At 58.9% G+C, this 26,190-nt stretch carries 26 protein-coding genes; 21 read left to right on the forward strand and 5 right to left on the reverse strand.

Annotated elements, in window-relative coordinates; genetic code table 11:
* The first annotated feature begins 223 nt into the window (after positions 1 to 223).
* From secA to F8N66_RS22910, 4 genes are all read left to right on the forward strand, one after another.
* Positions 224 to 2,959, forward strand: a complete 2,736-nt coding sequence (secA, locus tag F8N66_RS22895) for a preprotein translocase subunit SecA (RefSeq protein WP_150772340.1) — start codon at positions 224 to 226, stop codon at positions 2,957 to 2,959.
* A 120-nt stretch (positions 2,960 to 3,079) separates the two neighbouring features.
* On the forward strand, positions 3,080 to 4,297 hold the full coding sequence (argJ, locus tag F8N66_RS22900; RefSeq protein WP_150772341.1) for a bifunctional glutamate N-acetyltransferase/amino-acid acetyltransferase ArgJ: 1,218 nt from the start codon (positions 3,080 to 3,082) through the stop codon (positions 4,295 to 4,297).
* A 147-nt stretch (positions 4,298 to 4,444) separates the two neighbouring features.
* Positions 4,445 to 5,077: a glutathione S-transferase family protein gene (locus tag F8N66_RS22905; RefSeq protein ID WP_150772342.1), complete on the forward strand. Its 633-nt coding sequence runs from the start codon at positions 4,445 to 4,447 to the stop codon at positions 5,075 to 5,077.
* Positions 5,074 to 6,018, forward strand: coding sequence for a Nudix family hydrolase (locus tag F8N66_RS22910; protein ID WP_150772343.1), 945 nt, complete (start codon positions 5,074 to 5,076; stop codon positions 6,016 to 6,018). Before F8N66_RS22905 ends, F8N66_RS22910 begins: the two co-directional genes overlap by 4 nt.
* A gap of 133 nt (positions 6,019 to 6,151) precedes the next feature.
* Here the strand turns inward: F8N66_RS22910 and F8N66_RS22915 are convergent, their stop codons facing one another.
* Genes F8N66_RS22915 through F8N66_RS22925 form a run of 3 tightly spaced genes read right to left on the reverse strand, consistent with a single transcriptional unit; the run spans position 6,152 to position 9,736 of the window.
* Positions 6,152 to 6,733: a cob(I)yrinic acid a,c-diamide adenosyltransferase gene (locus F8N66_RS22915; protein ID WP_150772344.1), complete on the reverse strand. Its 582-nt coding sequence runs from the start codon at positions 6,731 to 6,733 to the stop codon at positions 6,152 to 6,154.
* Between the two features lie 3 nt (positions 6,734 to 6,736).
* Positions 6,737 to 8,773, reverse strand: a complete 2,037-nt coding sequence (locus F8N66_RS22920; RefSeq protein WP_150772345.1) for a sensor histidine kinase — start codon at positions 8,771 to 8,773, stop codon at positions 6,737 to 6,739.
* Positions 8,774 to 8,818: 45 nt separating this feature from the next.
* Positions 8,819 to 9,736 (reverse strand): putative 2-dehydropantoate 2-reductase, encoded by a 918-nt coding sequence (locus F8N66_RS22925; RefSeq protein ID WP_150772346.1) that lies wholly within the window; start codon positions 9,734 to 9,736, stop codon positions 8,819 to 8,821.
* A gap of 134 nt (positions 9,737 to 9,870) precedes the next feature.
* Here F8N66_RS22925 and F8N66_RS22930 point away from each other — a divergent pair, with 134 nt between their 5' ends.
* On the forward strand, positions 9,871 to 10,356 hold the full coding sequence (locus F8N66_RS22930) for a YajQ family cyclic di-GMP-binding protein (protein WP_077045697.1): 486 nt from the start codon (positions 9,871 to 9,873) through the stop codon (positions 10,354 to 10,356).
* Between the two features lie 134 nt (positions 10,357 to 10,490).
* On the forward strand, positions 10,491 to 11,333 hold the full coding sequence (locus tag F8N66_RS22935) for a mechanosensitive ion channel family protein (RefSeq protein ID WP_150772347.1): 843 nt from the start codon (positions 10,491 to 10,493) through the stop codon (positions 11,331 to 11,333).
* Between the two features lie 209 nt (positions 11,334 to 11,542).
* Here F8N66_RS22935 and F8N66_RS22940 read toward each other — a convergent pair whose 3' ends face one another.
* Positions 11,543 to 12,871 (reverse strand): OprD family porin, encoded by a 1,329-nt coding sequence (locus F8N66_RS22940; protein ID WP_150772348.1) that lies wholly within the window; start codon positions 12,869 to 12,871, stop codon positions 11,543 to 11,545.
* A gap of 912 nt (positions 12,872 to 13,783) precedes the next feature.
* Between F8N66_RS22940 and F8N66_RS22945 the strand changes: the two genes are divergently transcribed.
* Together F8N66_RS22945 and F8N66_RS22950 are read left to right on the forward strand one after the other, a co-directional pair.
* Positions 13,784 to 14,209, forward strand: a complete 426-nt coding sequence (locus F8N66_RS22945; protein WP_150772349.1) for an HIT family protein — start codon at positions 13,784 to 13,786, stop codon at positions 14,207 to 14,209.
* A gap of 3 nt (positions 14,210 to 14,212) precedes the next feature.
* Entirely contained in the window at positions 14,213 to 14,419 is a 207-nt protein-coding gene (locus F8N66_RS22950; RefSeq protein WP_077045694.1) for a SlyX family protein, read from the forward strand.
* Between the two features lie 57 nt (positions 14,420 to 14,476).
* Here the strand turns inward: F8N66_RS22950 and F8N66_RS32020 are convergent, their stop codons facing one another.
* Entirely contained in the window at positions 14,477 to 15,079 is a 603-nt protein-coding gene (locus F8N66_RS32020) for a cold-shock protein (protein WP_150772350.1), read from the reverse strand.
* A gap of 310 nt (positions 15,080 to 15,389) precedes the next feature.
* On the opposite strand from F8N66_RS32020, the gene F8N66_RS22960 reads away from it, so the two are divergent.
* The 13 genes from F8N66_RS22960 (at position 15,390) to tolB (ending at position 26,187) form a co-directional block, all read left to right on the forward strand.
* The gene (locus tag F8N66_RS22960; protein WP_150772351.1) at positions 15,390 to 15,860 is read left to right on the forward strand and encodes a Dps family protein; all 471 of its coding nucleotides are present in this window, start codon (positions 15,390 to 15,392) and stop codon (positions 15,858 to 15,860) included.
* A gap of 262 nt (positions 15,861 to 16,122) precedes the next feature.
* A complete protein-coding gene (locus tag F8N66_RS22965) occupies positions 16,123 to 16,476 on the forward strand; it encodes a ribbon-helix-helix domain-containing protein (protein WP_150772352.1) in 354 nt (117 codons plus the stop codon).
* Positions 16,477 to 16,598: 122 nt separating this feature from the next.
* Complete coding sequence (locus tag F8N66_RS22970; RefSeq protein ID WP_010457489.1) at positions 16,599 to 16,820, forward strand: FmdB family zinc ribbon protein; 222 nt, start codon at positions 16,599 to 16,601, stop codon at positions 16,818 to 16,820.
* Positions 16,821 to 16,940: 120 nt separating this feature from the next.
* On the forward strand, positions 16,941 to 18,716 hold the full coding sequence (gene aspS, locus F8N66_RS22975; RefSeq protein WP_150772475.1) for an aspartate--tRNA ligase: 1,776 nt from the start codon (positions 16,941 to 16,943) through the stop codon (positions 18,714 to 18,716).
* A 124-nt stretch (positions 18,717 to 18,840) separates the two neighbouring features.
* Positions 18,841 to 19,587 carry a YebC/PmpR family DNA-binding transcriptional regulator gene (locus tag F8N66_RS22980; protein WP_056726044.1) on the forward strand — a complete coding sequence of 249 codons (747 nt, stop codon included), beginning with the start codon at positions 18,841 to 18,843 and terminating at the stop codon, positions 19,585 to 19,587.
* Between the two features lie 157 nt (positions 19,588 to 19,744).
* Positions 19,745 to 20,269, forward strand: a complete 525-nt coding sequence (ruvC, locus tag F8N66_RS22985; protein WP_150772353.1) for a crossover junction endodeoxyribonuclease RuvC — start codon at positions 19,745 to 19,747, stop codon at positions 20,267 to 20,269.
* A 114-nt stretch (positions 20,270 to 20,383) separates the two neighbouring features.
* Complete coding sequence (gene ruvA / locus F8N66_RS22990) at positions 20,384 to 20,992, forward strand: Holliday junction branch migration protein RuvA (RefSeq protein WP_056852661.1); 609 nt, start codon at positions 20,384 to 20,386, stop codon at positions 20,990 to 20,992.
* Entirely contained in the window at positions 20,993 to 22,054 is a 1,062-nt protein-coding gene (gene ruvB, locus F8N66_RS22995) for a Holliday junction branch migration DNA helicase RuvB (RefSeq protein ID WP_150772354.1), read from the forward strand.
* 127 nt (positions 22,055 to 22,181) lie between these two features.
* The gene (gene ybgC / locus F8N66_RS23000; protein WP_054044992.1) at positions 22,182 to 22,649 is read left to right on the forward strand and encodes a tol-pal system-associated acyl-CoA thioesterase; all 468 of its coding nucleotides are present in this window, start codon (positions 22,182 to 22,184) and stop codon (positions 22,647 to 22,649) included.
* Positions 22,639 to 23,334 (forward strand): protein TolQ, encoded by a 696-nt coding sequence (gene tolQ / locus F8N66_RS23005; RefSeq protein WP_007995636.1) that lies wholly within the window; start codon positions 22,639 to 22,641, stop codon positions 23,332 to 23,334. Before ybgC ends, tolQ begins: the two co-directional genes overlap by 11 nt.
* A gap of 23 nt (positions 23,335 to 23,357) precedes the next feature.
* On the forward strand, positions 23,358 to 23,810 hold the full coding sequence (gene tolR / locus F8N66_RS23010; protein ID WP_162488917.1) for a protein TolR: 453 nt from the start codon (positions 23,358 to 23,360) through the stop codon (positions 23,808 to 23,810).
* Complete coding sequence (tolA, locus tag F8N66_RS23015) at positions 23,810 to 24,889, forward strand: cell envelope integrity protein TolA (protein WP_150772355.1); 1,080 nt, start codon at positions 23,810 to 23,812, stop codon at positions 24,887 to 24,889. The genes tolR and tolA overlap by 1 nt, the downstream gene beginning before the upstream one ends.
* A gap of 17 nt (positions 24,890 to 24,906) precedes the next feature.
* On the forward strand, positions 24,907 to 26,187 hold the full coding sequence (tolB, locus tag F8N66_RS23020) for a Tol-Pal system beta propeller repeat protein TolB (RefSeq protein WP_191623046.1): 1,281 nt from the start codon (positions 24,907 to 24,909) through the stop codon (positions 26,185 to 26,187).
* Positions 26,188 to 26,190 lie beyond the last annotated feature (3 nt).

Below are 26,190 nucleotides of genomic sequence, written 5' to 3' on the forward strand. Positions count from 1 at the left end.
CATTAAATCAACAAGTAACTTCTGCGTTGTATGGCTTGAAGTTCAGCCATTTGCCCCTATTTTATGTGAGCCCCGTCAAAGCGCTGTGCCAGTATCGTGGAATAACGCCACTTTCCTCACCATCGTTTCCGGGTAGAATGCTCGTTCGCATGCGGCCATGAGGGCTGCACGGGCGACTCACGGGGCCGCCCTCCATCCCTTTAGTGTGGAAGATCCTGCCGATATGTTTGCGCCTTTGTTAAAGAAACTTTTTGGAAGCAAGAACGAGCGTGAAGTCAAACGCATGCTCAAGACGGTGCAATTCGTCAATGCCTTCGAAGAGCAAATGGTAGCCCTTTCGGACGATCAATTGCGTGCCAAGACGGATGAGTTCAAGGCCCGCTTCGCCAAAGGGGAAACCCTCGACAAGCTGCTGCCAGAAGCCTTTGCGGTCGCCCGCGAAGCCGGCAAGCGCGTCATGGGTATGCGTCACTTCGATGTCCAGCTGATCGGCGGCATGACCTTGCATGAAGGCAAGATCGCTGAAATGCGCACAGGTGAAGGCAAGACCTTGGTGGCAACACTGGGTGTTTACCTCAACGCATTGTCCGGCAAGGGCGTGCACGTTGTGACGGTGAACGACTACCTGGCCCGCCGTGACGCCAACTGGATGCGTCCGCTCTACGAATTCCTCGGCCTGACGGTCGGCGTGGTCACGCCTTTCCAGCCGCCTGAAGAGAAGCGAGTGGCCTACGCCGCCGACATCACTTACGGCACCAACAACGAATTCGGTTTCGACTACCTGCGCGACAACATGGCGTTCAGCATGGAAGAAAAATTCCAGCGCGAACTCAATTTTGCCGTGATCGACGAAGTCGACTCCATCCTTATCGACGAAGCCCGTACCCCGCTGATCATTTCCGGTCAGGCCGAGGACAGCTCCAAGCTGTACATCGAGATCAACAAACTGATCCCGCAGCTGGAACTGCACGTCGAAGAAGTTGAAGGCGAAGTCACCAAGGCCGGCCACTACACCGTTGACGAGAAAAGCCGCCAGGTTGAACTCAACGAAGCGGGTCACCAGTTCGTCGAAGATTCGCTGACCCGTCTCGGCCTGCTGGCTGAAGGCGAGAGCCTGTATTCGGCGCACAACCTGAGCCTGCTGACTCACGTTTACGCCGGTCTGCGCGCGCACAAGCTGTTCCACCGCAACGTCGAATACATCGTGCAGGACGGTCAGGTCGTGCTGGTCGACGAGCACACCGGGCGTACCATGCCGGGCCGTCGTCTGTCCGAAGGCCTGCACCAGGCCATCGAAGCCAAGGAACACCTGAACATCCAGGCCGAGAGCCAGACCCTGGCGTCGACCACGTTCCAGAACTACTTCCGCCTGTACAACAAGCTGTCCGGCATGACCGGTACGGCCGACACCGAAGCGTTCGAGTTCCATCAAATCTACGGACTGCAGGTCATCGTCATTCCGACGAACAAACCTTTGGCCCGTAAAGACTACAACGACCTGGTGTTCCTGACGGCCGACGAGAAATACGCGGCGATCGTCACTGACATCAAGGAAAGCATGGCCGCCGGCCGTCCAGTACTGGTGGGCACGGCGACCATCGAAACTTCCGAGCGCATGTCCGACCTGCTCAACAAGGAAGGCATCGAACACAAGGTCCTGAACGCAAAGTTCCACGAAAAAGAAGCCGAGATCATCGCCCAGGCCGGTCGTCCGGGTGCGCTGACCATCGCCACCAACATGGCCGGTCGTGGTACCGACATCCTGTTGGGCGGCAACTGGGAAGTGGAAGTGGCTTCCCTGGAAAACCCGACCCCTGAGCAGATTGCCCAGATCAAGGCCGACTGGCAGAAACGTCATCAGCAAGTGCTCGAATCGGGCGGTTTGCAGGTGATCGCGTCCGAGCGTCACGAATCTCGCCGTATCGACAACCAGCTGCGTGGTCGCGCCGGTCGTCAGGGTGACGCCGGTTCCAGCCGCTTCTACCTGTCGCTGGAAGACAGCCTGATGCGCATCTTCGCCTCTGACCGGGTGAAGAACTTCATGAAGGCCCTGGGCATGCAGCCTGGCGAAGCGATCGAACACCGCATGGTGACCAACGCCATCGAAAAGGCCCAGCGCAAGGTGGAAGGCCGCAACTTCGACATTCGCAAGCAGCTGCTCGAGTTCGACGACGTCAACAACGAACAGCGTAAAGTGATCTATCACATGCGTAACACGTTGCTGGCCGCTGACAACATCGGTGAAACCATCGCCGACTTCCGTCAGGACGTGCTCAACGCCACCATCAGCGCGCACATTCCACCGCAGTCGCTGCCTGAGCAGTGGGACGTGGCCGGTCTGGAAGCGGCGTTGCAGAGCGATTTCGGCGTGGCGCTGCCGATCCAGCAATGGCTCGACGAAGACGATCACCTGTACGAAGAAACCCTGCGCGAGAAGCTGATGCAGGAACTCGTGGCGGCGTACAACGAGAAAGAAGACCAGGCCGGCGCCGAAGCGCTGCGCACCTTCGAGAAACAAATCGTACTGCGCGTGCTGGACGACCTGTGGAAAGACCACCTGTCGACCATGGATCACCTGCGTCACGGTATCCACCTGCGTGGCTATGCCCAGAAGAACCCGAAGCAGGAATACAAGCGCGAGTCGTTCACGCTGTTCTCCGAACTGCTGGATTCGATCAAGCGCGATTCGATCCGCGTGTTGTCGCACGTCCAGGTGCGCCGCGAAGATCCGGCCGAAGAAGAAGCACGCCTGCGCCAGGAAGCCGAAGCATTGGCCGCACGCATGCAGTTCCTGCACGAAGAGGCCCCAGGCCTTGAGCAACCGGAAGTGTTGGGTGAAGAGGTCGATGTGGCCCTCGCCGCGGCGCCGGTGCGCAATGAGCAGAAGCTGGGCCGTAACGAGCTGTGCTACTGCGGTTCGGGCAAGAAATTCAAGCATTGCCACGGGCAGATCCAGTAAAACCCGTTTCAAACGCTGATATACCCGCGCCGCGACCGGCCCATGCCGTCGCGGCGTTTTGCCATTTAAACCACCGCTCTCGCCGAGCGGTGCAGACATCATCTAGTTAGGAGCGCATTCATGGCTGTTGGTCTTGGTCCTTTGCCAACGTTGCACCCGGTTGCCGGTTTTGAACTCGGTATCGCCTCGGCCGGTATCAAGCGCCCGGGGCGCAAGGATGTCGTGGTCATGCGCTGTGCCGAAGGCTCCACCGTCGCGGGCGTGTTCACCCTCAACGCTTTTTGCGCCGCGCCGGTCATCCTGGCCAAGCAGCGTGTACAAGGTCCGGTGCGTTACCTGTTGACCAACACCGGCAATGCCAACGCCGGCACCGGCGAGCCAGGCCTGGCCGCCGCCGAGCGCACTTGCGCCAAACTGGCTGAACTGACTGGCGTCGACGCCAGCCTGGTGTTGCCGTACTCCACCGGCGTGATCGGCGAGCCATTGCCGGTCGAGAAAATCGAAGGCGCGCTGCAAGCGGCCCTCGACGACCTGTCGGTCAACAACTGGGAAGCGGCCGCCACCGGCATCATGACCACCGACACCCTGCCCAAGGGCGCCAGCCGCCAGTTCCAGCATGACGGCGTGACTATCACGGTCACCGGCATCAGCAAGGGCGCGGGCATGATTCGTCCGAACATGGCGACCATGCTCGGCTACATTGCCACCGACGCCAAAGTCTCCCGCGATGTGCTGCAAAACCTGCTGCTGGACGGCGCCAACAAGTCGTTCAACCGCATCACCATCGACGGCGACACGTCGACCAACGACTGCTGCATGCTGATCGCCACCGGTCAGGCTGCATTGCCGGAAATCACCCGCGCTGAAGGCGAGCTGTTCGCCAAGCTCAAGCAAGCGGTGTTCGAAGTGTGCATGGACGTGGCCCAGGCCATCGTTCGCGATGGCGAAGGCGCGACCAAGTTCGTGACCGTTGAAGTCAACGGCGGCGGCAACCACCAGGAGTGCCTGGACGTCGGCTACACCGTGGCTCACTCGCCACTGATCAAGACCGCCCTGTTCGCTTCCGACCCGAACTGGGGCCGCATCCTGGCCGCCGTGGGCCGTGCTGGCGTACCGAGCCTGGACGTGAGCAAGATCGATGTGTTCCTCGGCGAAGTATGCATCGCCAGTCGTGGTGCCCGCGCCGCGACGTACACCGAAGCCCAGGGCGCGGCGGTGATGCAGCAGGAAGAAATCACCATCCGTATCGAGTTGGGTCGCGGCGATTGCAGCGAAACCATCTGGACGACCGATCTTTCCCACGAGTACGTGAAGATCAACGCCGAGTACCGTACGTAAGACCGAGTCGTTCCATTCGCGAGCAAGCCGGCTCCCACAAGGAGCCTGCGTCGTCCACAGATCCAGTGTGGGAGCGGGCTTGCTCGCGAAGTCGGTCGACCACACACCCAAGATGCTGGCCTGTATCCCTCAAAAAAGGTCCCGAACATGTCCTTGCACCTGATCATCGGCGACAAACTGCTTTCCTCCTGGTCCCTGCGCGGCGCCCTGGCCCTCGATCTGGCCGGTGCCACCTACACCGAAGAGCTGGTCAAGCTGAACCAGCCGGACACCCGCGAGCGTCTGCTCAAGCATTCGCCGACCGGTAAAGTCCCATTGCTGAAGACCGACCACGGCACCATCGCCGACTCCCTGGCGATCGCCGAGTACCTGGCGGAACAATTCCCCGATGCGCAACTGTGGCCCACCGATATCGCCGCCCGCGCCCAGGCGCGCTCCGCCTGTGCGCAGATGCATGCCGGTTTCTTCGCCATGCGCGGCAACATGCCGTTCGACCTGAGCCACGATGCGCCGTTGTCGCCGAACCCGGCCGACGTTCAGGCCGATATCGAGCGCATGTCGGCCTTATGGGCCGAGTGCCGCGCCGCAGCCACTGAAAGTGGCCCGTATCTGTTTGGCCGCCTGACCCTGGCCGACGCTTTTTTCGCCCCGATCGCCGTGCGCCTGCGCACCTATCAGGTGAAACTGTCGAAAGTGGACGAGGCGTATATTGAAACCCTCTACCAATGGCCGGCCTTCAAGGCCTGGCAGAAGGCCGGACTGGAGGAAATCGAGCGGTGAAACGAGTACACGTAGCAGCTGCGGTCATCCGTGACAGCAGTGGCAAGATCCTCATCGCCCGCCGTGCCGACACGCAGCACCAGGGCGGACTCTGGGAGTTTCCCGGTGGCAAGGTCGAGGCCAATGAGTCGGTCGAAACCGCGCTGGCCCGTGAGCTGCAGGAAGAGCTAGGCATTTCGGTCGGTGCGGCGCGCCCGTTGATCAAGGTCCGCCACGACTATCCCGACAAGCAGGTGTTGCTGGATGTCTGGGAGGTTTCGGCCTTTACCGGCGAGCCCCACGGCGCCGAAGGTCAGCCATTGGCCTGGGTGACGCCACGGGACCTTTCGGGTTACGAATTCCCGGAGGCCAACCGGCCAATCGTCGCTGCCGCCCGGTTGCCCGATCAATATTTGATCACCCCGGAAGACCTGGAAACCCCGGCGCTGCTGCGGGGCATTCAGAAAGCCATCGCCGGCGGTATCAAGTTGATCCAGTTGCGCGCACCCAACGGTTACGACCCGAAGTACCGTGATTTGGCGGTGGATGCCGTGGGCCTCTGTGCCGGCAAGGCGCAGCTGATGATCAAGGGACCCTTCGAGTGGCTGGGAGACTTTCCCTCCGCAGGCTGGCATATCACCTCGGCTCAGTTGCGCAAGTACGCGGCGGCCGGCCGACCGTTACCCGCGTCGCGCTGGTTGGCGGCGTCCTGCCATAACGCCGAAGAGCTGGCGCTGGCCGAAGAGATGGGCGTGGACTTCGTGACCTTGTCGCCGGTGCAGCCGACCCTGACGCATCCGGGGGCTCAGCCGTTGGGCTGGGAGCAGGCCTCAAGCTTGATCGAGGGCTTCAGCAGGCCGGTGTTTTTGCTGGGTGGCGTTGGCCCGGCGGAGGCTCAGAAGGCCTGGGCGGCAGGTGCGCAAGGCGTGGCGGGGATTCGGGCGTTTTGGCCAGAGGGCTGATTTTTCGGTGAAACTGCCGGCCCCTTCGCGGGCAGCCCGCTCTCACAGTGATCGGTGTCGAACACGCAGTGTGCGTACGCCACCGTCCCTGTGGGAGCGGGCTTGCCCGCGAAAGCGTCCCGAAGTACGACGCTTAATCCTGCGGTTTCACAGCCGGCTGCCAAAGAATCTCCGCAACGCCCTGGCGCCTGGCAATCAACCTTGCCGCGACAAACAGCAAATCCGATAACCGATTGATATACGCCAACCCCACCCCGGCCAACGGCTCTGACGCGTTCAGATGCTGACACCGTCGTTCGGCACTGCGCGCCAGGCTTCGGCACACATGGGCTTGGGCAATCAATGCCGAACCGCCCGGCAGAATGAAATTCTCCAGCGGCCCCAGTTCTTCATTCCACAGATCAATCGCCGCTTCCAGGCGTTCGATTTCTGCTGCGTTCAACGCCTGATACTCCGGCATTGCCAGCTCGCCGCCCAGGTCGAACAGCCGATGCTGACAGGGCGCGAGCACGTCGATCACTTCCTTGAGCCCCGGATGATCGGCACATTGCGCCGCCAGTCCGGCCAACAGTACGCCCACCTGACTGTTCAGCGTATCGACCTCGCCAATGGCCTCGACCCGCGGGTGATCCTTGGGTACGCGGCGACCGTCGCCCAGGCCGGTCTCGCCTTTATCGCCGGTGCGGGTGTAAATCTTCGACAGGCGAAAGCCCATGGTTTACCTCGATAGCTGATTGAGTTCTTGTGAGACGAGCGGGGTGCCCGCCAGGGGCAGGCGCAAGGTGAAGCAGGTGCCCTGGCCCAGGGTCGACTGCACTTCCATCTGACCCTTATGGTTGTTGGTGATGATGAAGTACGAAACCGACAGGCCCAGGCCGGTGCCCTGGCCAATCTCCTTGGTGGTGAAAAACGGTTCGAACGTTCGCTTGCGCACGCTTTCGCTCATGCCGATGCCGTTATCCTCCACCTGGATTTCCGCCCAGGGCGGATTGAGCCGGGTGCGCAGGATAATCCGCCCCGGCTCCCGGTCGTCGTCGCGCAAGTGAATGGCCTGGGCGGCGTTTTTCAGCAGGTTGAGCAACACCTGTTCCAGTTCGTTGGCGGTGCCAGGCACCGGGCCCAATGCCGGATCGAACTGGCGAATGATGGCCTGGCCCTTGAAGTCGAAACCGATCGCCAGGTCGAAGTCATTGCCGGCGATTTCCACCGCCTGGTCAATCAGCGCCGGCAAGTCGCAAGGGGCCATTTGCCGGGTGCTGCGACGACTGAAGCTGAGCATGTGAGTGACGATCTTCGCCGCCCGGGCACCAGCCTGTTGAATGCCATCGAGCAGCTGGGGCACCTCCCGCGCTTTCAGGTAGTCGTTGACCGTCGACAGCTCGATACCGACCTGTTCGGCCTGTTCGAGGTTCTTCGGCAGTTCGGGCGACAGCCGTCGGCGAATGTTTTGCACGTTGTGCAGGATGGCTCCCAGCGGGTTGTTGATCTCATGGGCCATGCCCGCAGCGAGGCCGCCGACGGAAAGCATTTTTTCCGACTGCACCATCATTTCTTCCAGGGACAGCCGCTGAGTGATGTCGTCAATCCGGATCACCACGCCACGTCCGGCACCCCCCATCAGTGGATAAAAAGTCAGAGCGTAATGCCGGGCGTCGTCATCCTTGGTCCACGTGACCCGCTCGATCTTGGCCACCGTGTGCTGCTCGACGGTTTGCTTGAGCTGGGGCAGAAACGGCTTGAGCGGTTCGAAGGCAAGGAAGATCGGCTGGTTCAGGGCTTCGTCCAGGCGCGTGCCGGAGAGAGCGCTGGCTTCCTGGTTCCATTGCGTGACGTAGAGCTGTTCGTCGAGGGCGATCAGCGCGGAGGGCATGGAGTCGATGATGCTGTTGAGGTAGTTCTGGAAGCCGGTGAGCTTCTTCTCGATTTTGCTGCGCACCTGGACTTCAAGCTCCAGTTTGCGATTGGTGTGACGGGTTTCCTCGGCCAGGCCCTGGGCCTGGTCATAGGCTGCCTGGGAGTCATCCCGCGCCCGTTTCAGCTGTTGCTCCCGTGCTTCGATGCGCGACAGCATGGTGTTGAAGGCTTCGGCGAGGCTGCCGATCTCATCGTGGTTGCCACGAGAGGCGCGCAGGGCGTAGTTCTCTTCGCGGGTGACTTGCCGGGACAACTCTTCGAGTTGATGAATCGGCCGGGTAATCAGGCGTTTGATCTGTCGTGCGATCACCAGCCACAACAGCACACTGAAGATCAGGATGCCGAGGCTGGCGGTCAGGGTCCCGGTATAGAACGCCATGGGCAGTTCGCTGCTCGCCACTAGCAACAGATGCCCTGGCGCGGTGCCCGGACGGGGCAGGGTGATCACTTGATTGCTACGAAACTCGGTGGCTTGCCAGGATTCGATGTGCCGGTAACGATCTGGCAGCTTCAGGTGATCGCCATGCTGCAGTTGCGCCAGACGCTCACCCTTGCCGTCATACAGGGCCGCCGCACGCAGCGGTGAATAACTGTTGAGTTCATCGAGCAAGCGTTGTGCGCTTTGTGGCGATTCCAATGCTTCGGAGATCAGGCTCGGGTTGGATACCAGCCGGCCGATGGTTTGCAGGGCCTGGGGCGCCATGCTTTCCTGGGAGATGTAATACGCGGCGCTGATAAAAGTCAGGTTGGCGACCAGCAGGACAGTGGTCAACAGCACCAACAGGGCGGCCAGCAGTTTCTGGCCGACAGGTAGGTTTTCAAGGCGCTGGCGCAATGGCATCGGGTTTATCGCTGCAAAGGAACAAGTGGCCAGCGTAGCCGCTGCTCAGTCGCTGGGCAATCCAAGGCTGTCCAGGCGAGTGATCAGTCGCTGCTGCAACTGATTGAGGTGCGGCAGGTTCAATTGATGCCGCACGGCGACTTTGCAGGCGTGACCCAGCAGATAGCTGATTTCGGTGCGGCGCCGATTGCTGACGTCCTGGTACATCGACGAGTAGTTGGCGGCGGTGGCGTGGATCACCCGTTCAACTTCCTGTTGCAGGTTCTCGGCGGCGGCCGGCTGGCCGCAACGCTCAAGCAATTCGGTCAGTTCGCCGCAGAGGGTGGCCACTTCACAGTGATGCGCCTGCAAACCGCCATTACGGCAATCGTGCAATACGGTCAGCGGGTTGATCGCGCAGTTGAGCGCCAATTTGCGCCACAGCCGTGTCAGGATTTCGGTGCTCCACTCATGGGGGATACCGGCAGCGTCCAGGTCGTCCAGCCAGATCGGGGCGACGGGATGACCGGCATCCCCTAGCCAGGTAAACCCGTGGCCGGCAAACACCACACGCCAGTCGCCATCGCGGAAGGCGCCTTCGGTGCTGGAGGCATAAATACAGCGCGCCTGCGGGACCTGTGCCGCCACGGCATCCTGGCTGCCCAGGCCGTTCTGCAACAGAATCAGCTCGGCACCGGGCGCGAGGCGTGGCGCCAGTTGTGCCACGGCATGTTCGGCATCGTAGGCCTTGCAGGCCACCAGCAGGCGATGGATGGGTTCCTGGCTGTCGGGTGTTTCGGCGGGGACCGGGTAACACTGCGCTTGCCCGTGTTCGACCAGGGTCAGGCCGCCAGCTGCTTCATACGCCTGCAAGCGCGTTGCATCGCGCACGATCAGCCGCACCGGCACTCCCGCCCGAGCCAGGCGCGTGGCCCATAATGTGCCGAGACTGCCGGCGCCCAGGACGTGCCAAGTGGTGGTCATCAGCTTTTTGCTCTGTTTGACGCGCGCATGGACAGCTCGCAGTGAATGATGGGAAAGACCCGTTATAATCAGCGCGGATTTTTACCGCAAGCCAGGCGTGCTCCATTGGTGCGCCTTTTATTTGGAGAGATTACATGCCGTCGTTCGACGTGGTATCCGAACTGGACAAACACGAAGTCACCAACGCGGTCGAGAACGCCGTCAAGGAACTCGATCGTCGCTATGACCTGAAAGGCAAAGGCAGCTTCGAGTTCAAGGAAAAGGACCTGACCGTCAACCTGACCGCTGAAGCGGATTTCCAGCTTGAAGCGATGATTGAGATCCTCAAGCTGGCGCTGGTCAAGCGCAAGATCGATGTGCAGTGCCTTGAGGTCAAGGACGCTTTTGCCTCGGGCAAGCTGATGAAGCAGGAAGCCGTGCTCAAGGAAGGCATCGATAAAGAGCTGGCGAAGAAGATCGTCGCTCACATCAAAGACGCCAAGCTCAAGGTCCAGGCCGCGATTCAGGGCGAGCAAGTGCGCGTTACCGGCAAGAAGCGTGACGATCTGCAGGAAGCCATTGCGGCGCTGCGGGCCAAGGAATTCGGCATGCCACTGCAGTTCAACAACTTCCGCGACTGACCTGCGGCGGGAACCTCTCGGCGTTTTCGGCGTCCGAGGCCCAAGCGACGGCAGAAACGATCGACCCCGAAGGGGTCGGTTTTTTCTGCCGCAATTTTTCGTGTGCCGCAAAGCTGGATGTCTGGAGAACGTAGATGGATTTGAATGCTGAAGTAGATAACCTGGTCAGGGTCTCCCAATCCTGGATTCCAATGATCATGGAGTACGGCAGCCGTGTGTTGCTGGCCATCATTACCCTGGGCATCGGCTGGTGGCTGATCAACAAAGTGACCCAAAAGCTCGGCGGGCTTATCGCGCTGCGTAACGCTGACCTGGCCCTGCAAGGGTTTATCAGCAGCCTGGCGAACATCATTCTGAAAATTCTGCTGATCGTCAGTGTGGCCTCGATGATCGGTGTGGAAACCACATCGTTCGTGGCGGCAATCGGTGCGGCGGGCCTGGCCATCGGTCTGGCCTTGCAGGGCAGCCTGGCAAACTTCGCCGGCGGCGTGCTGATTCTGCTGTTCCGCCCGTTCCGCATCGGTGACTGGATCGAAGCCCAGGGTGTTGCCGGTACGGTCGACAGTATCCAGATCTTCCACACCGTACTGCGTACGGGCGATAACAAGACCATCATCGTGCCGAACGGTAACCTGTCGAACGGCATCATCACCAACACCAACCGTCAGCCGACCCGCAAGGTCGTGTTTGATGTGGGTGTCGACTACGAGGCGGATCTGCAAAAGGCCCGTCAGGTATTGCTCGATCTGGCCAAGGATCCGCGTGTATTGGCAGATCCGGCACCTCAGGCAGTTATTTCGACCCTGGGTGACAGTTCGATCACTGTTTCCCTGCGCGTCTGGGTAAAAACTGCTGATTACTGGGATGTGATGTTCATGTTTAACGAACAGTCCCGTGATCGATTGAAAACTGCCGGTATCGACATTCCCTTTCCGCAGCGGGTTGTTCGCGTGGTTCAGGAAGCATCGGTACAGTAAGCGTACTGTCATTAGTTACTGCATGAGCCCGAGAGATTGAAAGTCTCTTGGGCTTTTTTGTGACTGTTGATCAGTTCATTTAAAAAAGTACTAATGTTATGCGAGGAAGTTGTTTGCTGATGCCATGGCTATATGGCAGGCATAAAAAAACGCCCACCTGAAGAGGTGGGCGTTTTTTGATCTACAGTACTGCCGGTCTTACACCCTGATTACAGGATGCTCAGCGGGTACTCGATGATCAGGCGGGTGTCGTATACGTCAGACGAGTAGCCGCTGTACGCGCCGTTGGAGCGGTAGTTGGCGAAACGTGCACGGAAAGACAGGTCTTTGGCCGGGCCTTCCTGGATGACGTACTTGGACTCGAGGTTCCACTCGTTTTCCTTGCCTTCGCCCAGACCGTTGGTTTCGATGTTGTTACCCGCTACGTAACGGGTCATGAAGCTCAGACCAGGAACGCCGTAGGTGGCCATGTTGATGTCGTAGCGAGCCTGCCACGATTTCTCTTCACGACCCACGAAGTCGGAGATCTGGATGGAGTTGGATACGAAGATGGCACTGCCACCGTCTACGCCATAGTAATAGGCGTTGTCACCGCTCGATTGCTGGTAAGCCACGGTGAACTTGTGAGCACCGAGGCTATAGGCAGCAGCCAGGGACCACAGGTTGTTGTCCACACCCAGGGTGCCGTCGCCGATGGCGTCAACCAGGTCGCCACGTTTTTCGCCTTTGGTTTTGTAACCATTGAGGTCGAAGTTCAGGGACTGATCGTCAGAGATCGGCAGGGTGTAGTTCAGGTTGATGTAGTACTTTTTGAAGTAGTCATCAGCATCGGACGCGGCCAGTGCACCGGTGAAGTTGTCGGTGAAGGCATAGCTGGCGCCGAAGATATTGATGCCGCTGCTCAAGCCTTTGCCGTGGTTGCCATCTTCATCAGGCAAGCCACCAATGCTGTCACGCGCCATACCGGTTTGTTTGCTCAGCGCGGTGAAGCGACCGGCGCTCAGTTCCAGGCCTTTGATCTCTTTGGAAGTGATCAGGGTACCGGTAGCAACTTCTGGCAGCAGACGGCTGTCGTCGGTAGCGAACACTGGGCTGGCAACGAACTGCTGGCCGTATTTCAGGACGGTGTCGGAGAGACGCAGTTTAACTGCACCGCCGATCTTGCCCTGGGATTTCTCCGGGTCACCTTCGCTGTCGTTGGCGAACAGGCCGTTACCACGCTTGCCCGAACCGCCGTCCAGTTTGGCCGAGCCCATTGCCATGGCGTCGAGACCGAAACCTACTGTGCCTTGAGTGAAGCCCGACTCATAAGTGAGCAACTGGCTGATACCGGAATCCTGACGATAGCCGGCGGTGCCGCTGGATGGGTTGCTTGCACCGTTTTTGTAGTCGCGGTTCATGTACTCGAAACGGGTTTTCAGTTTCAGGCTCTGGTCGCCGAAGAAACCCTTGGACTCTTCCTGGGAAGATGCCACTGCGAACTGCGAGGTACCAGCTGCAACAGCCAGTGCGATCATGCTCCACTTCATCACGCGCATCGTGATTTGCTCCTTTGGTTTTTAGAAGAGTACTGCCGTCCCACCTGTTTTATTATCTGGGCGGCTCTTTCTTTTTGTGTCGGCGCAAACTTATATCACGCCGACAATGTTGGCGATACTTGCGCATCTAACCTTTCGGCTTCTTTACGACCCTGTCGCAAACGGCTTGCTAGATGTCGCAAATTTACAGCCCCGATGCAACCGGACTGACAACTTTAGTGCTGTTTTTCTAGGCTGGTGCATCGGTAAAAAGAGTCCCTGGTGAAACGTTTGAATCTCCATCGGGCTACCCTGCCACTGTTTTATTTAGTCTTGAGGCTTCCACTTCCAGCGGTGCCTCATAGACGATGTGGGTGTGAATGCAACAAGCGTGCACAAATCGGGAAATTGTAGAAGTTTTTTTCCGAATTGCTGGCTGGTACCGTAAAAACCTCATAAAACCGGGGGGTTCATCCTGCTTCGGGGTGGGCTTGACGCCATCCGTTGCATCGTGTTGAACATCCTGTTACCGCCGCGTGACAACCAAAAATGTTACCGGTTCACCCCGTCGGTGAGTAAATGGCGGATGCTCGAAGCAGTCAGCGTAGACGTACTGTACGGTTTTGGTGCAAAAAATTTCAATTGCTGTACTGAATTCATACAGTTGAGTAGGTCCCGATGTATGGACGAGTCCTTGTTTTACGGTCACTCCAGCGAATTTGCTGTAGGCGTTGGTTCCGTTCTGGTGCATTTTTGCAGTGAGTGTCACCGCGCAGGGCGCAGTCAGGCCGATTATTGTTCTTGAGTGGGCATCGACAGTGGTTCGTCGTGATGGCGGTCTCGTTCGCAGGTATGCTGCCGTCCAGTCGCTTGGTGCGCTTTCTCAAGGGATGGGCGCTAAGCTGAAAATGATGACCCGCGGGAGTGCGCGCAGTGTTCGCTTTAGATCCACAACTTCAACAAGACACCTTGCCGATCGGTGATTTCCCGCTTTGTCGGTTGCTGTTGTCCAACGATTCGAACTATCCCTGGTTCATCCTGGTACCTCGTCGCGACGGTATCAGCGAGATATTTCAGTTGGATGTCGCCGAGCAGCAGCAGCTCTGGCAGGAAACGACGGCATTGGCAGAAACGCTCAAGGGTTCGTTCGACGCAGACAAGTTGAATGTTGCGGCCCTGGGTAATGTGGTCAGTCAGCTGCACATGCATGTGATCGTGCGCAAACGAGACGATGCCGCCTGGCCGGCGCCGGTCTGGGGCAAGCACCCGGCCAAGCCTTACAGCGCCGGGCAGGTTGCTGCGATACGCGAGCGGCTGCGCCTGGTGTTGACCGAAGAATTTACGTTTCTGGAGGATTGAAACATGAGCCTGGAAGATCGCGTTACCGATCTCGAGAGCCAATTGGCGTTTCAGGATGACACCATCCAGGCATTGAATGATGTGCTGGCGGCGCAGCAGCGGGCCGTTGAACGCCTACAGTTGCAAATGGCGGCGCTGCTCAAGCGCCAGGAGGAAATGGCCGGCCAGTTCGAGACGTTCGAGGAAGAGGCGCCGCCGCCCCATTACTGAATGCAGGCACAAAAAAACCGCGGACAGCCAGGCTGTCCGCGGTTTTTTTGCTTCGAATCAGCGTCGCGGCAGGGCGGCGATCACATCTTCGGCCTGCAGGCCTTTGTCACGATTCATGACCGAGAACTCGACACGCTGACCTTCGACCAGGACGCGGTGACCTTCGCCGCGAATGGCCCGGAAGTGCACGAAAATATCGTCGCCGGAGTCGCGGGAGATAAAGCCGAAGCCCTTTGAAGTGTTGAACCACTTGACGGTGCCGGTATCGCGGTTGCTCATGTCGTAGCTGGGCGTGGCGGCAGCGGGTGACGATTTGTAGAAACAGATGGCCAGGTGCAGAACAACGGCGATCAGGGCTGCAACCAGGCTGAACAGTACGGCGGGTTGGCCGGCAATGACGGGCATCGGCGCGAACAGCGTCAGGATTTGCAGCACGACAGCCAGAACCAGCAGCGCGCTGACCAGGTTTTGCAGTTGGTGACGCGTCCCCTTGTTCCAGTTGGGGATCACTGGAGCGAGGGTGAGGTTAAGCAGGCCGAACAGGGCCAGGTACAGTGCATCCGGTTGTTGCAGGTAAGGTACGGCTTCGGTTCGCAGGCTAGGGATGAAGGACAGCAGCAAGGCTGCTGCGCCCATTAGCAGGTGGACGATTTTCAACATTTTGATTAACTCACGTTTAGACGGATCACAAGGAAGAGCTGACGGGGCACGGTTCGCTTCAGAACAATAAGAGGCGTTGAGCACGTATCCTTTATCAGCCTATGCGCAGTGCCCGGAAAATAAGGGCGTCAGCGACACACCGCCTATTTAACAGCAAAGCTTGTGGCTACTCAAATCAAGGAGTCCAGCGGTGCACTGGGGGGCGATTTGTCGCAGCCCGGCGTGATAGTCGGGGCTGCAGCCGGACGATGCGCTTGCTAGAGTGGTCCTGCACCTGTCGGATGAAGTTAATCACCTTTGGGAGAAAAACATGGCAATCGATATCGGTATCAGTGAAGAAGATCGCAAATCCATCGTCGATGGGCTTTCGCGGTTGCTGTCGGACACTTACGTACTTTATTTGAAGACCCATAACTTCCATTGGAACGTCACCGGGCCCATGTTTCGCACGCTGCACTTGATGTTCGAGGAGCAATACAACGAGTTGGCCCTTGCGGTGGATTCGATCGCGGAGCGAATTCGCGCCCTCGGATTCCCTGCGCCCGGTGCCTATGCCGTTTATGCACGGCTGTCCTCCATTAAAGAAGAGGAGGGCGTGCCTGCCGCCGAAGACATGATCAGGCAATTGGTCGAGGGGCAGGAGGCGGTAACGCGTACGGCTCGCGGCATTTTTCCTTTGCTCGATAAAGTCAGTGACGAGCCAACGGCTGATCTGTTGACGCAACGCATGCAGGTTCATGAAAAAACCGCATGGATGCTCCGCGCCTTGCTGGATCAGTAACGTCCTGAAGCGCGAATGTCGCCCTGTGGGTGCTGTTCGCGCGTTGCCTTTGCCTGTCGAAAAATACCCGCCTGTTGAGTGAAACTTCGCCAGTCTAAATAGGATAAACGCGGGAGTAGGACGCTCTCCATGATCTGCCTTCAGTTGTTGGCTTCTCCTACATGGCTGGTCAAAAAGTCATCTGGCTATAACTTTGCCCCCGCGGTTCTATGAGTGAACAGGCTCTTATGGAAACCAGGGATGGCAAAGGAGTGTCAACGGCATGTTTTATGACGACAGGAGAAGTGAAAGGAGGGGCGGTCCATTCAGGGACATCAGGGTGGATCCGTTCATCAGTGAGTTCGATATGGGGCTGGCTCAGCCTTTGTCCCGTTCGGTGCGATTGAATGGCTTCGCGACCTGTCTGCGGCTTGAGCAGGTTTACTGGGATATTTTGGGCGAAATGGCCAAGGTTAATTGCTGTTCGGTCAGTGCGTTGCTGTCCCATCTGGATCGTGAAGTTCATTTGCGCCATGGCGGGGTAAAGAACTTCAGCGGGCTGGTGCGGGTGGTCTGCGTTGTGCACAGCCTTAATAAGGAAGGGGGTTGCGCGGCCATGGTCCAGGCCCGGCAGTGAAAGAGCAGCATGTCGATCTGTGCAGTCTTACGGCTGCACAGGCCGCATTTAATGGATATAATCCCGCTCTTTGCCGCAAAACCCAGCGTGCGCGGTAGCAATCTGATCGCCGAGACAACTCCATGCCGATGTACGATTATCAATGTGCTTCCTGTGGTCATCAGTTGGAAGCCATCCAAAAGATCAGCGCAGCGCCGCTGGTCGACTGCCCTGCTTGCCAGGCGCCCGAACTCAAGAAAATGCTGTCCATGCCGGGCTTTCGCCTCAGTGGCACTGGCTGGTACGAGACTGATTTCAAGACCGGTTCCAAGAAGAACCTGGCCGGCGGCGACAAAGCTGACTAGGGTCAGGTGCTCTGAACCGGGTGCTCCGAACTGAATCACACACGCGAGCGCTTGCCCATCGGTCACCCGATAGTGCAGGTCTCCAACCGAATGATGAATTACAGAAGTGAATCCACGACCATGATGCGCAGCCATTATTGCGGCCAACTGAACGAAAGCCTGGAAGGCCAGGAAATTACCCTTTGCGGATGGGTTCACCGTCGCCGTGACCACGGTGGGGTGATTTTCCTCGATATCCGTGATCGTGACGGTCTGGCCCAGGTGGTGTTCGACCCGGATCGCGCTGAAACCTTCGCCGTCGCCGACCGCGTGCGCAGCGAATACGTGGTCAAGGTCACCGGCAAGGTGCGCCTGCGTCCAGCCGGTGCGACCAACGCCAACATGGCGTCGGGCATGATCGAAGTGCTGGGCTACGAACTGGAAGTGCTGAACGAATCGGAAACCCCGCCGTTCCCGCTGAACGATTACTCCGACGTCGGCGAAGAAACCCGCCTGCGCTATCGTTTCCTGGACCTGCGTCGTCCGGAAATGGCCGAGAAGCTGCGCCTGCGTTCGCGCATGACCACCAGCATCCGTCGTTACCTGGACGAGAATGGCTTCCTCGACGTCGAGACGCCGATCCTGACCCGTGCCACCCCCGAAGGTGCTCGCGACTACCTGGTGCCAAGCCGGACCCACGCCGGTTCGTTCTTCGCCTTGCCGCAATCGCCTCAGCTGTTCAAGCAGCTGCTGATGGTGGCCGGCTTCGATCGCTACTACCAGATTGCCAAGTGCTTCCGCGACGAAGACCTGCGTGCCGACCGCCAGCCGGAATTCACCCAGATCGACATCGAAACCAGCTTCCTCAACGAGGAAGACATTATCGGCCTGACCGAAGGCATGATCCGCAACCTGTTCAAGGAAGTGCTGGGTCTGGAGTTCGGTGAGTTCCCGCACATGACCTACGAAGAGGCCATGCGCCGCTACGGTTCCGACAAGCCAGACCTGCGTAACCCGCTGGAACTGGTGGACGTTGCCGATCAGCTCAAGGACGTGGAATTCAAGGTATTCAGTGGCCCGGCCAACGACCCGAAAAGCCGCGTTGCCGCACTGCGCGTTCCGGGCGGGGCGAGCATGCCGCGCAGCAAGATCGACGACTACACCAAGTTCGTCGGCATCTACGGTGCCAAGGGCCTGGCGTACATCAAGGTCAACGAGCGCGCCAAAGGTGTCGAAGGCCTGCAGTCGCCAATCGTCAAGAACATCCCTGAAGCGGCCCTGAACGTGATCCTCGATCGCGTTGGCGCAGTCGATGGCGACATCGTGTTCTTCGGCGCCGACAAGGCGAAGATCGTCAGCGAAGCCCTGGGCGCTCTGCGGATCAAGGTTGGTCACGATCTGAACCTGCTGACCTGCGAGTGGGCACCGATGTGGGTTGTCGACTTCCCGATGTTCGAAGAGAACGACGACGGCAGCTTCACCGCCTTGCACCACCCGTTCACCGCGCCGAAGTGCACCCCGGCCGAGCTGGAAGCCAACCCGGCAGCTGCGTTGTCCCGTGCCTACGACATGGTGCTGAACGGCACCGAGCTGGGTGGTGGTTCGATCCGTATCCACCGTAAAGAGATGCAGCAGTCGGTGTTCCGCCTGCTGGGTATCAACGAAGCGGAACAGGAAGAGAAATTTGGCTTCCTGCTCGATGCGCTGAAATACGGCGCGCCACCACACGGCGGCCTGGCTTTCGGCCTGGACCGTCTGGTGATGCTGATGACCGGCGCCCAATCGATCCGTGAAGTGATCGCCTTCCCGAAAACCCAGAGCGCGGCAGATGTCATGACTCAGGCGCCGGGCCAGGTGGATGCCAAGGCATTGCGCGAACTGCACATTCGTCTGCGTGAAACGCCTAAGGCCGAGTAAGGCTGACCTGAAGGGCGCATCTTCGGATGCGCCTTTTCTTTTTGGATAGGGTCGATATTTTTGTTGGCTGGCCGGCGCTACCCAGCGCGGCGGGCGATGTTTCAAAGAGAATTCGGAGCGAGTTATGGCAGGTCATTCCAAGTGGGCGAACATCAAGCACCGCAAAGAACGTCAGGATGCCAAGAAAGGCAAGATCTTCACCAAGTGGATTCGTGAGCTGACCGTCGCCGCCCGTCAGGGTGGTGGTGATCCTGGCTCCAACCCGCGTTTGCGCCTGGCGCTGGACAAGGCCCTGGGTGCGAACATGAGTCGCGACATCATTGATCGCGCGGTAGCCCGTGGCGCCGGTGCTGCCGATACCGACGACATGGTCGAACTGACCTACGAAGGTTACGGTCCCGGCGGCGTGGCAGTGATGGTCGAGTGCATGACCGACAACCGCAATCGCACTGCAGCAGCGGTTCGCCATGCCTTCAGCAAATGCGGCGGCAACCTGGGTACCGACGGTTCGGTTGCCTATCTGTTCGAGCGCAAGGGGCAAATTTCCTTCGCGGCCGGCGTTGATGAGGATGCGTTGATGGAAGCGGCCATGGAGGCCGATGCCGATGACGTGGTCACCAACGAAGACGGGTCCATCGATGTGTTCACCTCGTTCGCCGGGTTCTACTCCGTGCGTAACGCGCTGGAAGCGGCGGGTTTCAAAGGCGATGACGCGGAAATCGTCATGCTGCCAACGACCAGCGCCGAGCTGGATCTGGAAGGCGCGGAGAAAGTCCTCAAGCTGATCGACATGCTTGAAGACCTGGATGACGTGCAGAACGTCTACTCCAACGCGGAGATTCCGGAATCGGTGGCCGCGCAACTCGGTTGAGTGCGGCCAAGACTCATTGTGGGAGCGGGCTTGCTCGCGAACGCGGGTTTTCAGGCAACATGGTTGCTGAATGTGAAACCGTATTCGCGAGCAAGCCCGCTCCCACATTTGTTATTCGCTGTGTTCAAAAAGTGCTTTTACTTAACCCGCGAGCGTTATGACTTTAATTCTTGGTATCGACCCCGGATCGCGAATCACCGGTTATGGCGTGGTGCGCGATACCGGTCGTGGCTGCGAGTACGTCGCCTCCGGTTGTATCCGTACCGGCGGTGGTGAGCTGCATGAGCGCTTGCAGATTGTCTATCGCGGCGTACGGGAAATCATCCAGACCTACGGGCCGGTGACGATGGGCATCGAAAAAGTGTTCATGGCCCGTAACGCCGATTCCGCCCTGAAACTGGGGCAGGCCCGAGGGGCTGCCATCGTGGCGGGTGCGGAAGAAAACCTGGAAATTGCCGAGTACACCGCAACGCAGGTCAAGCAAGCGGTCGTGGGCACCGGTGCGGCCAATAAGGAGCAGGTGCAAATGATGGTCATGCACATGCTGAAGCTGACCAGCAAGCCGCAAATCGATGCCTCGGACGCCCTGGCCATTGCCATTTGCCACGCCCATACCCGTTCCAGCCTGCTGCCCCATGGGCTGGGAGCGGCACGCAGTCGTGGCGGGCGCTTGCGTCTCTGATAGCATCAACAGGCATTTTTATGGAGTGAGGAGGGAGCGCCTGGGTTGTCGGTGCCCTTTCCTCATTCCGTCAGTCGCTGGCTCATAGCTGGCCAACGCTCAAGGATCTGTAACGTGATTGGACGCTTGCGCGGCACACTGGCTGAGAAACAGCCACCGCACCTGATTCTGGATGTAAACGGTCTGGGCTATGAGCTGGAAGTGCCCATGACCACGCTTTATCGCTTGCCGTCGGTCGGTGAACCGCTGACGCTGCACACCCATTTGGTCGTACGCGAGGACGCGCAGTTACTCTATGGGTTCGTCGGCAAGCGGGAGCGAGACTTTTTTCGCGAATTGATCCGTCTCAATGGTGTGGGGCCGAAATTGGCCCTGGCGTTGATGTCGAGCCTGGAAGTTGACGAACTGGTGCGTTGCGTACAATCCCAGGACACCTCGGCGCTGACCAAGGTGCCGGGCGTTGGCAAGAAAACCGCCGAGCGCCTGTTGGTAGAACTCAAGGACCGCTTCAAAGCCTGGGAAACCGTGCCGGCCATGTTCGCCCTGGTGCCAAACCAGCCGGACGGTCCGGCGCCGGTCAATACCGCCGAAAATGACGCGGTCAGCGCGCTGATTTCCCTGGGCTACAAGCCGCAGGAAGCCAGCAAGGCGATTTCCGCGATCAAGGAGAAAGGCTTGAGCAGTGAAGACATGATTCGTCGTGCCCTTAAGGGAATGATCTAAGTGATTGAAGCTGATCGTCTGATCGCCGCCACGGGTGCTCCCCGTGACCGCGAGGAAGTCCAGGACCGCGCGATTCGTCCTGTCAGCCTGGCCGAGTACATTGGCCAGCCGACCGTTCGCGAGCAAATGGAATTGTTCATCCAGGCCGCCCGGGGGCGCAACGAGTCCCTGGATCACACGTTGATTTTCGGTCCTCCGGGGCTGGGTAAAACCACCCTGGCCAACATCATCGCCCAGGAAATGGGTGTCTCGATCAAGAGCACGTCGGGGCCGGTCCTCGAGCGTCCAGGCGATCTGGCAGCATTGCTGACCAATCTTGAACCCCATGACGTGCTGTTTATCGATGAGATCCATCGCCTGTCGCCGATTGTCGAAGAAGTGCTGTACCCGGCCATGGAAGACTTTCAGCTCGATATCATGATCGGCGAAGGCCCGGCCGCGCGCTCGATCAAGCTCGATCTGCCGCCGTTCACCCTGGTGGGTGCGACGACGCGGGCGGGGATGCTGACCAACCCGCTGCGCGACCGCTTCGGGATCGTCCAGCGCCTGGAGTTCTACAGCACCGCCGATCTGTCGACGATTGTCAGTCGTTCGGCCGGCATCCTGGGCTTGCCCCTGGATCCTGAGGGCGCCTTCGAAATCGCCCGGCGTGCCCGCGGCACCCCGCGAATCGCCAATCGCCTGCTGCGTCGGGTGCGGGACTTCGCTGAAGTTCGCGCCAAGGGCCATATCACCAAGCCGATTGCCGATCTGGCCTTGAACCTGCTGGATGTCGATGAGCGTGGTTTCGATCACCAGGACCGGCGTCTGTTATTGACCATGATCGAGAAGTTCGATGGTGGGCCGGTGGGCGTGGACAGTCTCGCCGCCGCCATCAGTGAAGAGCGCCACACGATTGAAGATGTGCTGGAGCCCTATCTGATCCAGCAGGGCTACATCATGCGCACCCCGCGTGGCCGGGTTGTGACGCGGCATGCCTACCTGCACTTCGGCTTAAACATTCCGTCACGATTGGGCGAGATGCCCGTGGTAGACGAATTCCTCGACGCCGTGGACGATTAATTAACTTTTGCGCGCTGATTTTTCGGGCATTGTGCTGTCCTAGGACCGTACTTTCGCGAGAAAGCCGCAGAACATTGAAAAACAGTTGCCTGGCTGGATTGGCAACCCGAGGAGTAAGCACTAGAGTATGCGCGCGCAAAACGGGCTTGAGCCTTTCGCACATCGTTGTCGCGTTTATTACGAGGACACCGATGCGGGCGGCATCGTGTATTACGTTAATTACCTCAAGTTTATGGAACGGGCTCGAACCGAGCGGCTACGAGAGCTGGGCTTTGCCCAATCGCAGCTGGCAGGGGAGGACCTGTTGTTCGTCGTGCATTCCAGCGAAGCGCGCTATCACGCGCCGGCGCGACTGGATGACGAGCTGCTGGTAAGCGCTGAAGTAATTGAATTGAACCGTGTCAGCCTGCGCTTCAAACAGCAAGTCAGGCGAGCTACGGATAATGCGCTGCTCTGCGAGGGGCAGTTTCTGGTGGCCTGTGTGCGCACCAACAGTTTGAAACCCCGGGCCATTCCCGAAGCTCTACGAGCGGCCTTTGCCGACGTGAGCGGCGCGGGTACACACTCAAAGCAGGAGATAAAGCGTGGAAGCTAACGTCGTCGACCATTCCTCCATGTGGAGCCTGGTCAGCAATGCCAGTATCGTGGTGCAACTGGTAATGCTGACCCTGGTAGCCGCATCGGTGACCTCATGGATCATGATCTTTCAGCGCAGTAACCTGCTGCGCGCCGGTCGACGCGCCCTTGAGAGCTTCGAGGAGCGCTTCTGGTCGGGCATCGACCTGTCCAAACTCTACCGTCAGGCGGGTAGCAACCCGGATCCGGATTCGGGTGTCGAGCAGATCTTCCGCGCCGGTTTCAAGGAATTCTCCCGTCTGCGCCAGCAGCCAGGCGTCGACCCGGAAGCGGTCATGGAAGGCGTGGCCCGTGCCATGCGCGTTGCCATTTCCCGTGAAGAAGAAAAGCTTGAGCAGAGCTTGCCGTTCCTGGCCACCGTCGGTTCGGTCAGCCCGTACATCGGTCTGTTCGGTACCGTCTGGGGCATCATGAACTCCTTCCGTGGCCTGGCCACCGCCCAGCAAGCGACCCTGGCCACCGTGGCCCCGGGTATCGCCGAAGCCCTGATCGCCACCGCGATCGGCCTGTTCGCCGCCATCCCGGCCGTTATCGCCTACAACCGTTTCGCCGCTCGCAGCGAAACCCTGCTGGGCCGTTACTACACCTTCGCCGATGAATTCCAGGCGATCCTGCACCGCAAAGTGCACACCAGCGAAGAATAAGCAGGTAATTTCCAATGGCTTTAATCGCTCGAGCTCGCAAGAAGCGCAAGCCGGTTGCCGAGATGAACGTGGTGCCTTACATCGACGTGATGCTGGTACTGCTGGTCATCTTCATGGTGACCGCGCCGATGCTCAATCAGGGCGTGAAAGTTGATCTGCCCAAGGTTTCCAGCGAAGCCTTGCCGCAGGACAACAACACTCAGGTCCTGACCATTTCGATCAAGTCTGACAAGACCTATTACTGGAACCTTGGCAGCGAAGTCGACACCGAAAAGCAACAGGATCGCGCCATGACCCTGCCGCAGATGACTGACGCGGTGACCAAGATCATTCGCGTCGGCAACGAAAGCGGCAAGCGTACCCAAGTGTTTATCCGCGGCGACAAGAGCGTCGATTATGGTTCCGTGATGGGTGCCATGGGTGGGTTGCAGAAAGCCGGGGTCGGTAATGTTGGCTTGATTACCGAGGCGCCCTGATGCAGCAACAGCGAGAGCCGTCCGCCTCGGAAAGCTACTTCTGGCCTAGTGTCTGGGCGATTGGCTTGCACGTGCTGGTGTTCGGCATGCTGTTTGTCAGTTTTGCCTTCACTCCGGAGCTGCCGCCGGCCAAACCTATTGTCCAGGCAACCCTGTACCAGCTGAAATCGAAAAGTCAGGCGACCACCCAGACCAATCAGAAGATTGCGGGTGAGGCGAAGAAATCTGCCGCGCGCCAGACCGAAGTCGAACAGATGGAGCAGAAGAAGATCGAGCAGGAAGCGATCAAGGCTGCGGAACAAAAGAAGGAAGATGCGGCTCAAAAGGCCGAAGAATCCAAGAAGGCTGACGAGACCAAGAAAGCGGAAGAGGCGAAAAAGGCTGATGAAGCCAAGAAAGCCGATGATGCGAAGAAGGCCGCCGAAGCCAAAAAGGTCGAAGAGAAACAATTGGCTGATATAGCCAAGAAGAAAGCGGAAGAAGAAGCCAAGAAGGCTGCTGAAGAAGAGGCCAAGAAAGCGGCCGCTGAAGAAGCGAAGAAAAAGATCGTCGAAGACGCGAAGAAGAAAGCCGCGGAAGACGCCAAGAAGAAATCTGAAGCTGAAGAGGCGAAGAAGAAAGTCGCCGAAGATGCGAAGAAGAAAGCTGCTGCCGATGCTGCGAAGAAGAAATCGCAGGAAGCGGCACGTAAATCCGCCGAAGACAAGAAGGCTCAGGCCCTCGCGGATTTGCTTTCCGATACGCCGCAGCGTCAGCAGGCCTTGGCGGATGAGCAGGGGGACGAAGTCGCCGGCAGTTTCGACGACCTGATTCGAGCGCGTGCAGCGGAAGGCTGGGCTCGTCCACCTTCGGCCCGCAAAGGCATGACGGTCGTGTTGCAAATCGGCATGTTGCCGGACGGTACGGTGACTTCGGTCAGCGTGGCCAAGTCCAGCGGTGACGGTCCGTTTGACGCTTCGGCTGTAGCGGCAGTGAAGAATATTGGACGTTTGACAGAAATGCAGGGAATGAAGCCGAGCGATTTCGCTCCGTATCGTTCATTCAAGATGACATTCACACCTGAGGATCTAGCCTTGTGAGAAACCTTCTTCGAGGAATGCTGATCGTGATCTGCTGCATGGCAGGGATCGCGATGGCAGATGAGAAAAACATTCTGGTTACCAGCGGCAGCGATCGGGCTACCCCGATCGCCGTCGTGCCGTTCGGCTTCCAGGGCGGCAGCGTGCTGCCGGACGACATGGCTGAAATCATCGGTAATGACCTGCGCAACTCGGGTTACTACTCGCCGATTCCAAAGCAGAACATGATCAGCCAGCCAAGCCAGGCCAGCGAAATCATCTTCCGTGACTTCAAGGCGCTGGGCGCCCAGTACGTCATGGTTGGCAGCATTGTTCCGGCGGGCGGTCGCCTGCAGGTTCAATACGCACTGTTCAACGTCGCCACCGAGCAGCAAGTGCTGACTGGCAGCGTGTCGGGCGGCGTCGATCAACTGCGTGACATGTCGCACTACATCGCCGACCAGTCGTTCGAAAAACTCACCGGTATCAAGGGTGCGTTCTCGACTCGCCTGCTGTACGTGACGGCCGAGCGTTTCTCCGAGAAGAACACGCGCTACACGCTGCAACGTTCGGACTATGACGGCGCCCGCGCCGTGACACTGCTGCAATCGCGCGAGCCGATCCTCTCGCCGCGTTTCGCACCGGATGGCAAGCGCATCGCCTACGTCTCGTTCGAGCAGAAGCGCCCACGCATTTTCATGCAGAACATCGACACCGGTCGCCGTGAGCAGATCACCAACTTCGAAGGCCTGAACGGTGCACCCGCCTGGTCGCCGGATGGCAATCGCCTGGCGTTCGTGCTGTCGAAAGACGGCAACCCGGACATCTATGTCATGAACCTGGGTTCGCGTCAGATCACCCGCGTTACCAACGGCCCCGGCATCAACACCGAACCGTTCTGGGGCAAGGATGGCTCGACCATCTACTTCACTTCCGACCGTGGCGGCAAACCGCAGATCTATAAAACCAGCGTGGGCGGCGGCGGTGCGGAGCGTGTGACCTTCGTCGGTAACTACAACGCCAACCCTAAACTGTCGGCGGACGAAAAGACCCTGGTAATGATTCACCGCCAGGACGGCTTCACCAATTTCAAAGTAGCGGCTCAGGATTTGCAGCGCGGTAGTGTAAAAATCCTCACTGATAGCACTCTGGACGAGTCGCCTACTGTTGCGCCCAACGGCACCATGGTAATCTACGCCACCCGCCAGCAGGGCCGGGGAGTCTTGATGCTCGTGTCCATCAATGGACGCGTAAGGCTCCCGCTTCCTACCGCACAAGGCGAAGTCAGAGAACCTTCCTGGTCCCCTTACCTGAACTGACGC

Source organism: Pseudomonas fluorescens, assembly GCF_902498195.1.
Lineage (GTDB): Bacteria > Pseudomonadota > Gammaproteobacteria > Pseudomonadales > Pseudomonadaceae > Aquipseudomonas > Aquipseudomonas fluorescens_BU.

What these genes read in the sequence shown, in the direction of transcription:
- secA (WP_150772340.1), top strand. Translation starts at nt 224, where the DNA reads ATGTTTGCGCCTTTGTTAAAGAAACTTTTTGGAAGCAAGAACGAGCGT.
- argJ (WP_150772341.1), top strand. Translation starts at nt 3,080, where the DNA reads ATGGCTGTTGGTCTTGGTCCTTTGCCAACGTTGCACCCGGTTGCCGGT.
- F8N66_RS22905 (WP_150772342.1), top strand. Translation starts at nt 4,445, where the DNA reads ATGTCCTTGCACCTGATCATCGGCGACAAACTGCTTTCCTCCTGGTCC.
- F8N66_RS22915 (WP_150772344.1), bottom strand. Translation starts at nt 6,733, where the DNA reads ATGGGCTTTCGCCTGTCGAAGATTTACACCCGCACCGGCGATAAAGGC.
- F8N66_RS22920 (WP_150772345.1), bottom strand. Translation starts at nt 8,773, where the DNA reads ATGCCATTGCGCCAGCGCCTTGAAAACCTACCTGTCGGCCAGAAACTG.
- F8N66_RS22925 (WP_150772346.1), bottom strand. Translation starts at nt 9,736, where the DNA reads ATGACCACCACTTGGCACGTCCTGGGCGCCGGCAGTCTCGGCACATTA.
- F8N66_RS22930 (WP_077045697.1), top strand. Translation starts at nt 9,871, where the DNA reads ATGCCGTCGTTCGACGTGGTATCCGAACTGGACAAACACGAAGTCACC.
- F8N66_RS22935 (WP_150772347.1), top strand. Translation starts at nt 10,491, where the DNA reads ATGGATTTGAATGCTGAAGTAGATAACCTGGTCAGGGTCTCCCAATCC.
- F8N66_RS22940 (WP_150772348.1), bottom strand. Translation starts at nt 12,871, where the DNA reads ATGCGCGTGATGAAGTGGAGCATGATCGCACTGGCTGTTGCAGCTGGT.
- F8N66_RS22950 (WP_077045694.1), top strand. Translation starts at nt 14,213, where the DNA reads ATGAGCCTGGAAGATCGCGTTACCGATCTCGAGAGCCAATTGGCGTTT.
- F8N66_RS32020 (WP_150772350.1), bottom strand. Translation starts at nt 15,079, where the DNA reads ATGTTGAAAATCGTCCACCTGCTAATGGGCGCAGCAGCCTTGCTGCTG.
- F8N66_RS22960 (WP_150772351.1), top strand. Translation starts at nt 15,390, where the DNA reads ATGGCAATCGATATCGGTATCAGTGAAGAAGATCGCAAATCCATCGTC.
- F8N66_RS22965 (WP_150772352.1), top strand. Translation starts at nt 16,123, where the DNA reads ATGTTTTATGACGACAGGAGAAGTGAAAGGAGGGGCGGTCCATTCAGG.
- F8N66_RS22970 (WP_010457489.1), top strand. Translation starts at nt 16,599, where the DNA reads ATGCCGATGTACGATTATCAATGTGCTTCCTGTGGTCATCAGTTGGAA.
- aspS (WP_150772475.1), top strand. Translation starts at nt 16,941, where the DNA reads ATGATGCGCAGCCATTATTGCGGCCAACTGAACGAAAGCCTGGAAGGC.
- F8N66_RS22980 (WP_056726044.1), top strand. Translation starts at nt 18,841, where the DNA reads ATGGCAGGTCATTCCAAGTGGGCGAACATCAAGCACCGCAAAGAACGT.
- ruvC (WP_150772353.1), top strand. Translation starts at nt 19,745, where the DNA reads ATGACTTTAATTCTTGGTATCGACCCCGGATCGCGAATCACCGGTTAT.
- ybgC (WP_054044992.1), top strand. Translation starts at nt 22,182, where the DNA reads ATGCGCGCGCAAAACGGGCTTGAGCCTTTCGCACATCGTTGTCGCGTT.
- tolA (WP_150772355.1), top strand. Translation starts at nt 23,810, where the DNA reads ATGCAGCAACAGCGAGAGCCGTCCGCCTCGGAAAGCTACTTCTGGCCT.
- tolB (WP_191623046.1), top strand. Translation starts at nt 24,907, where the DNA reads ATGCTGATCGTGATCTGCTGCATGGCAGGGATCGCGATGGCAGATGAG.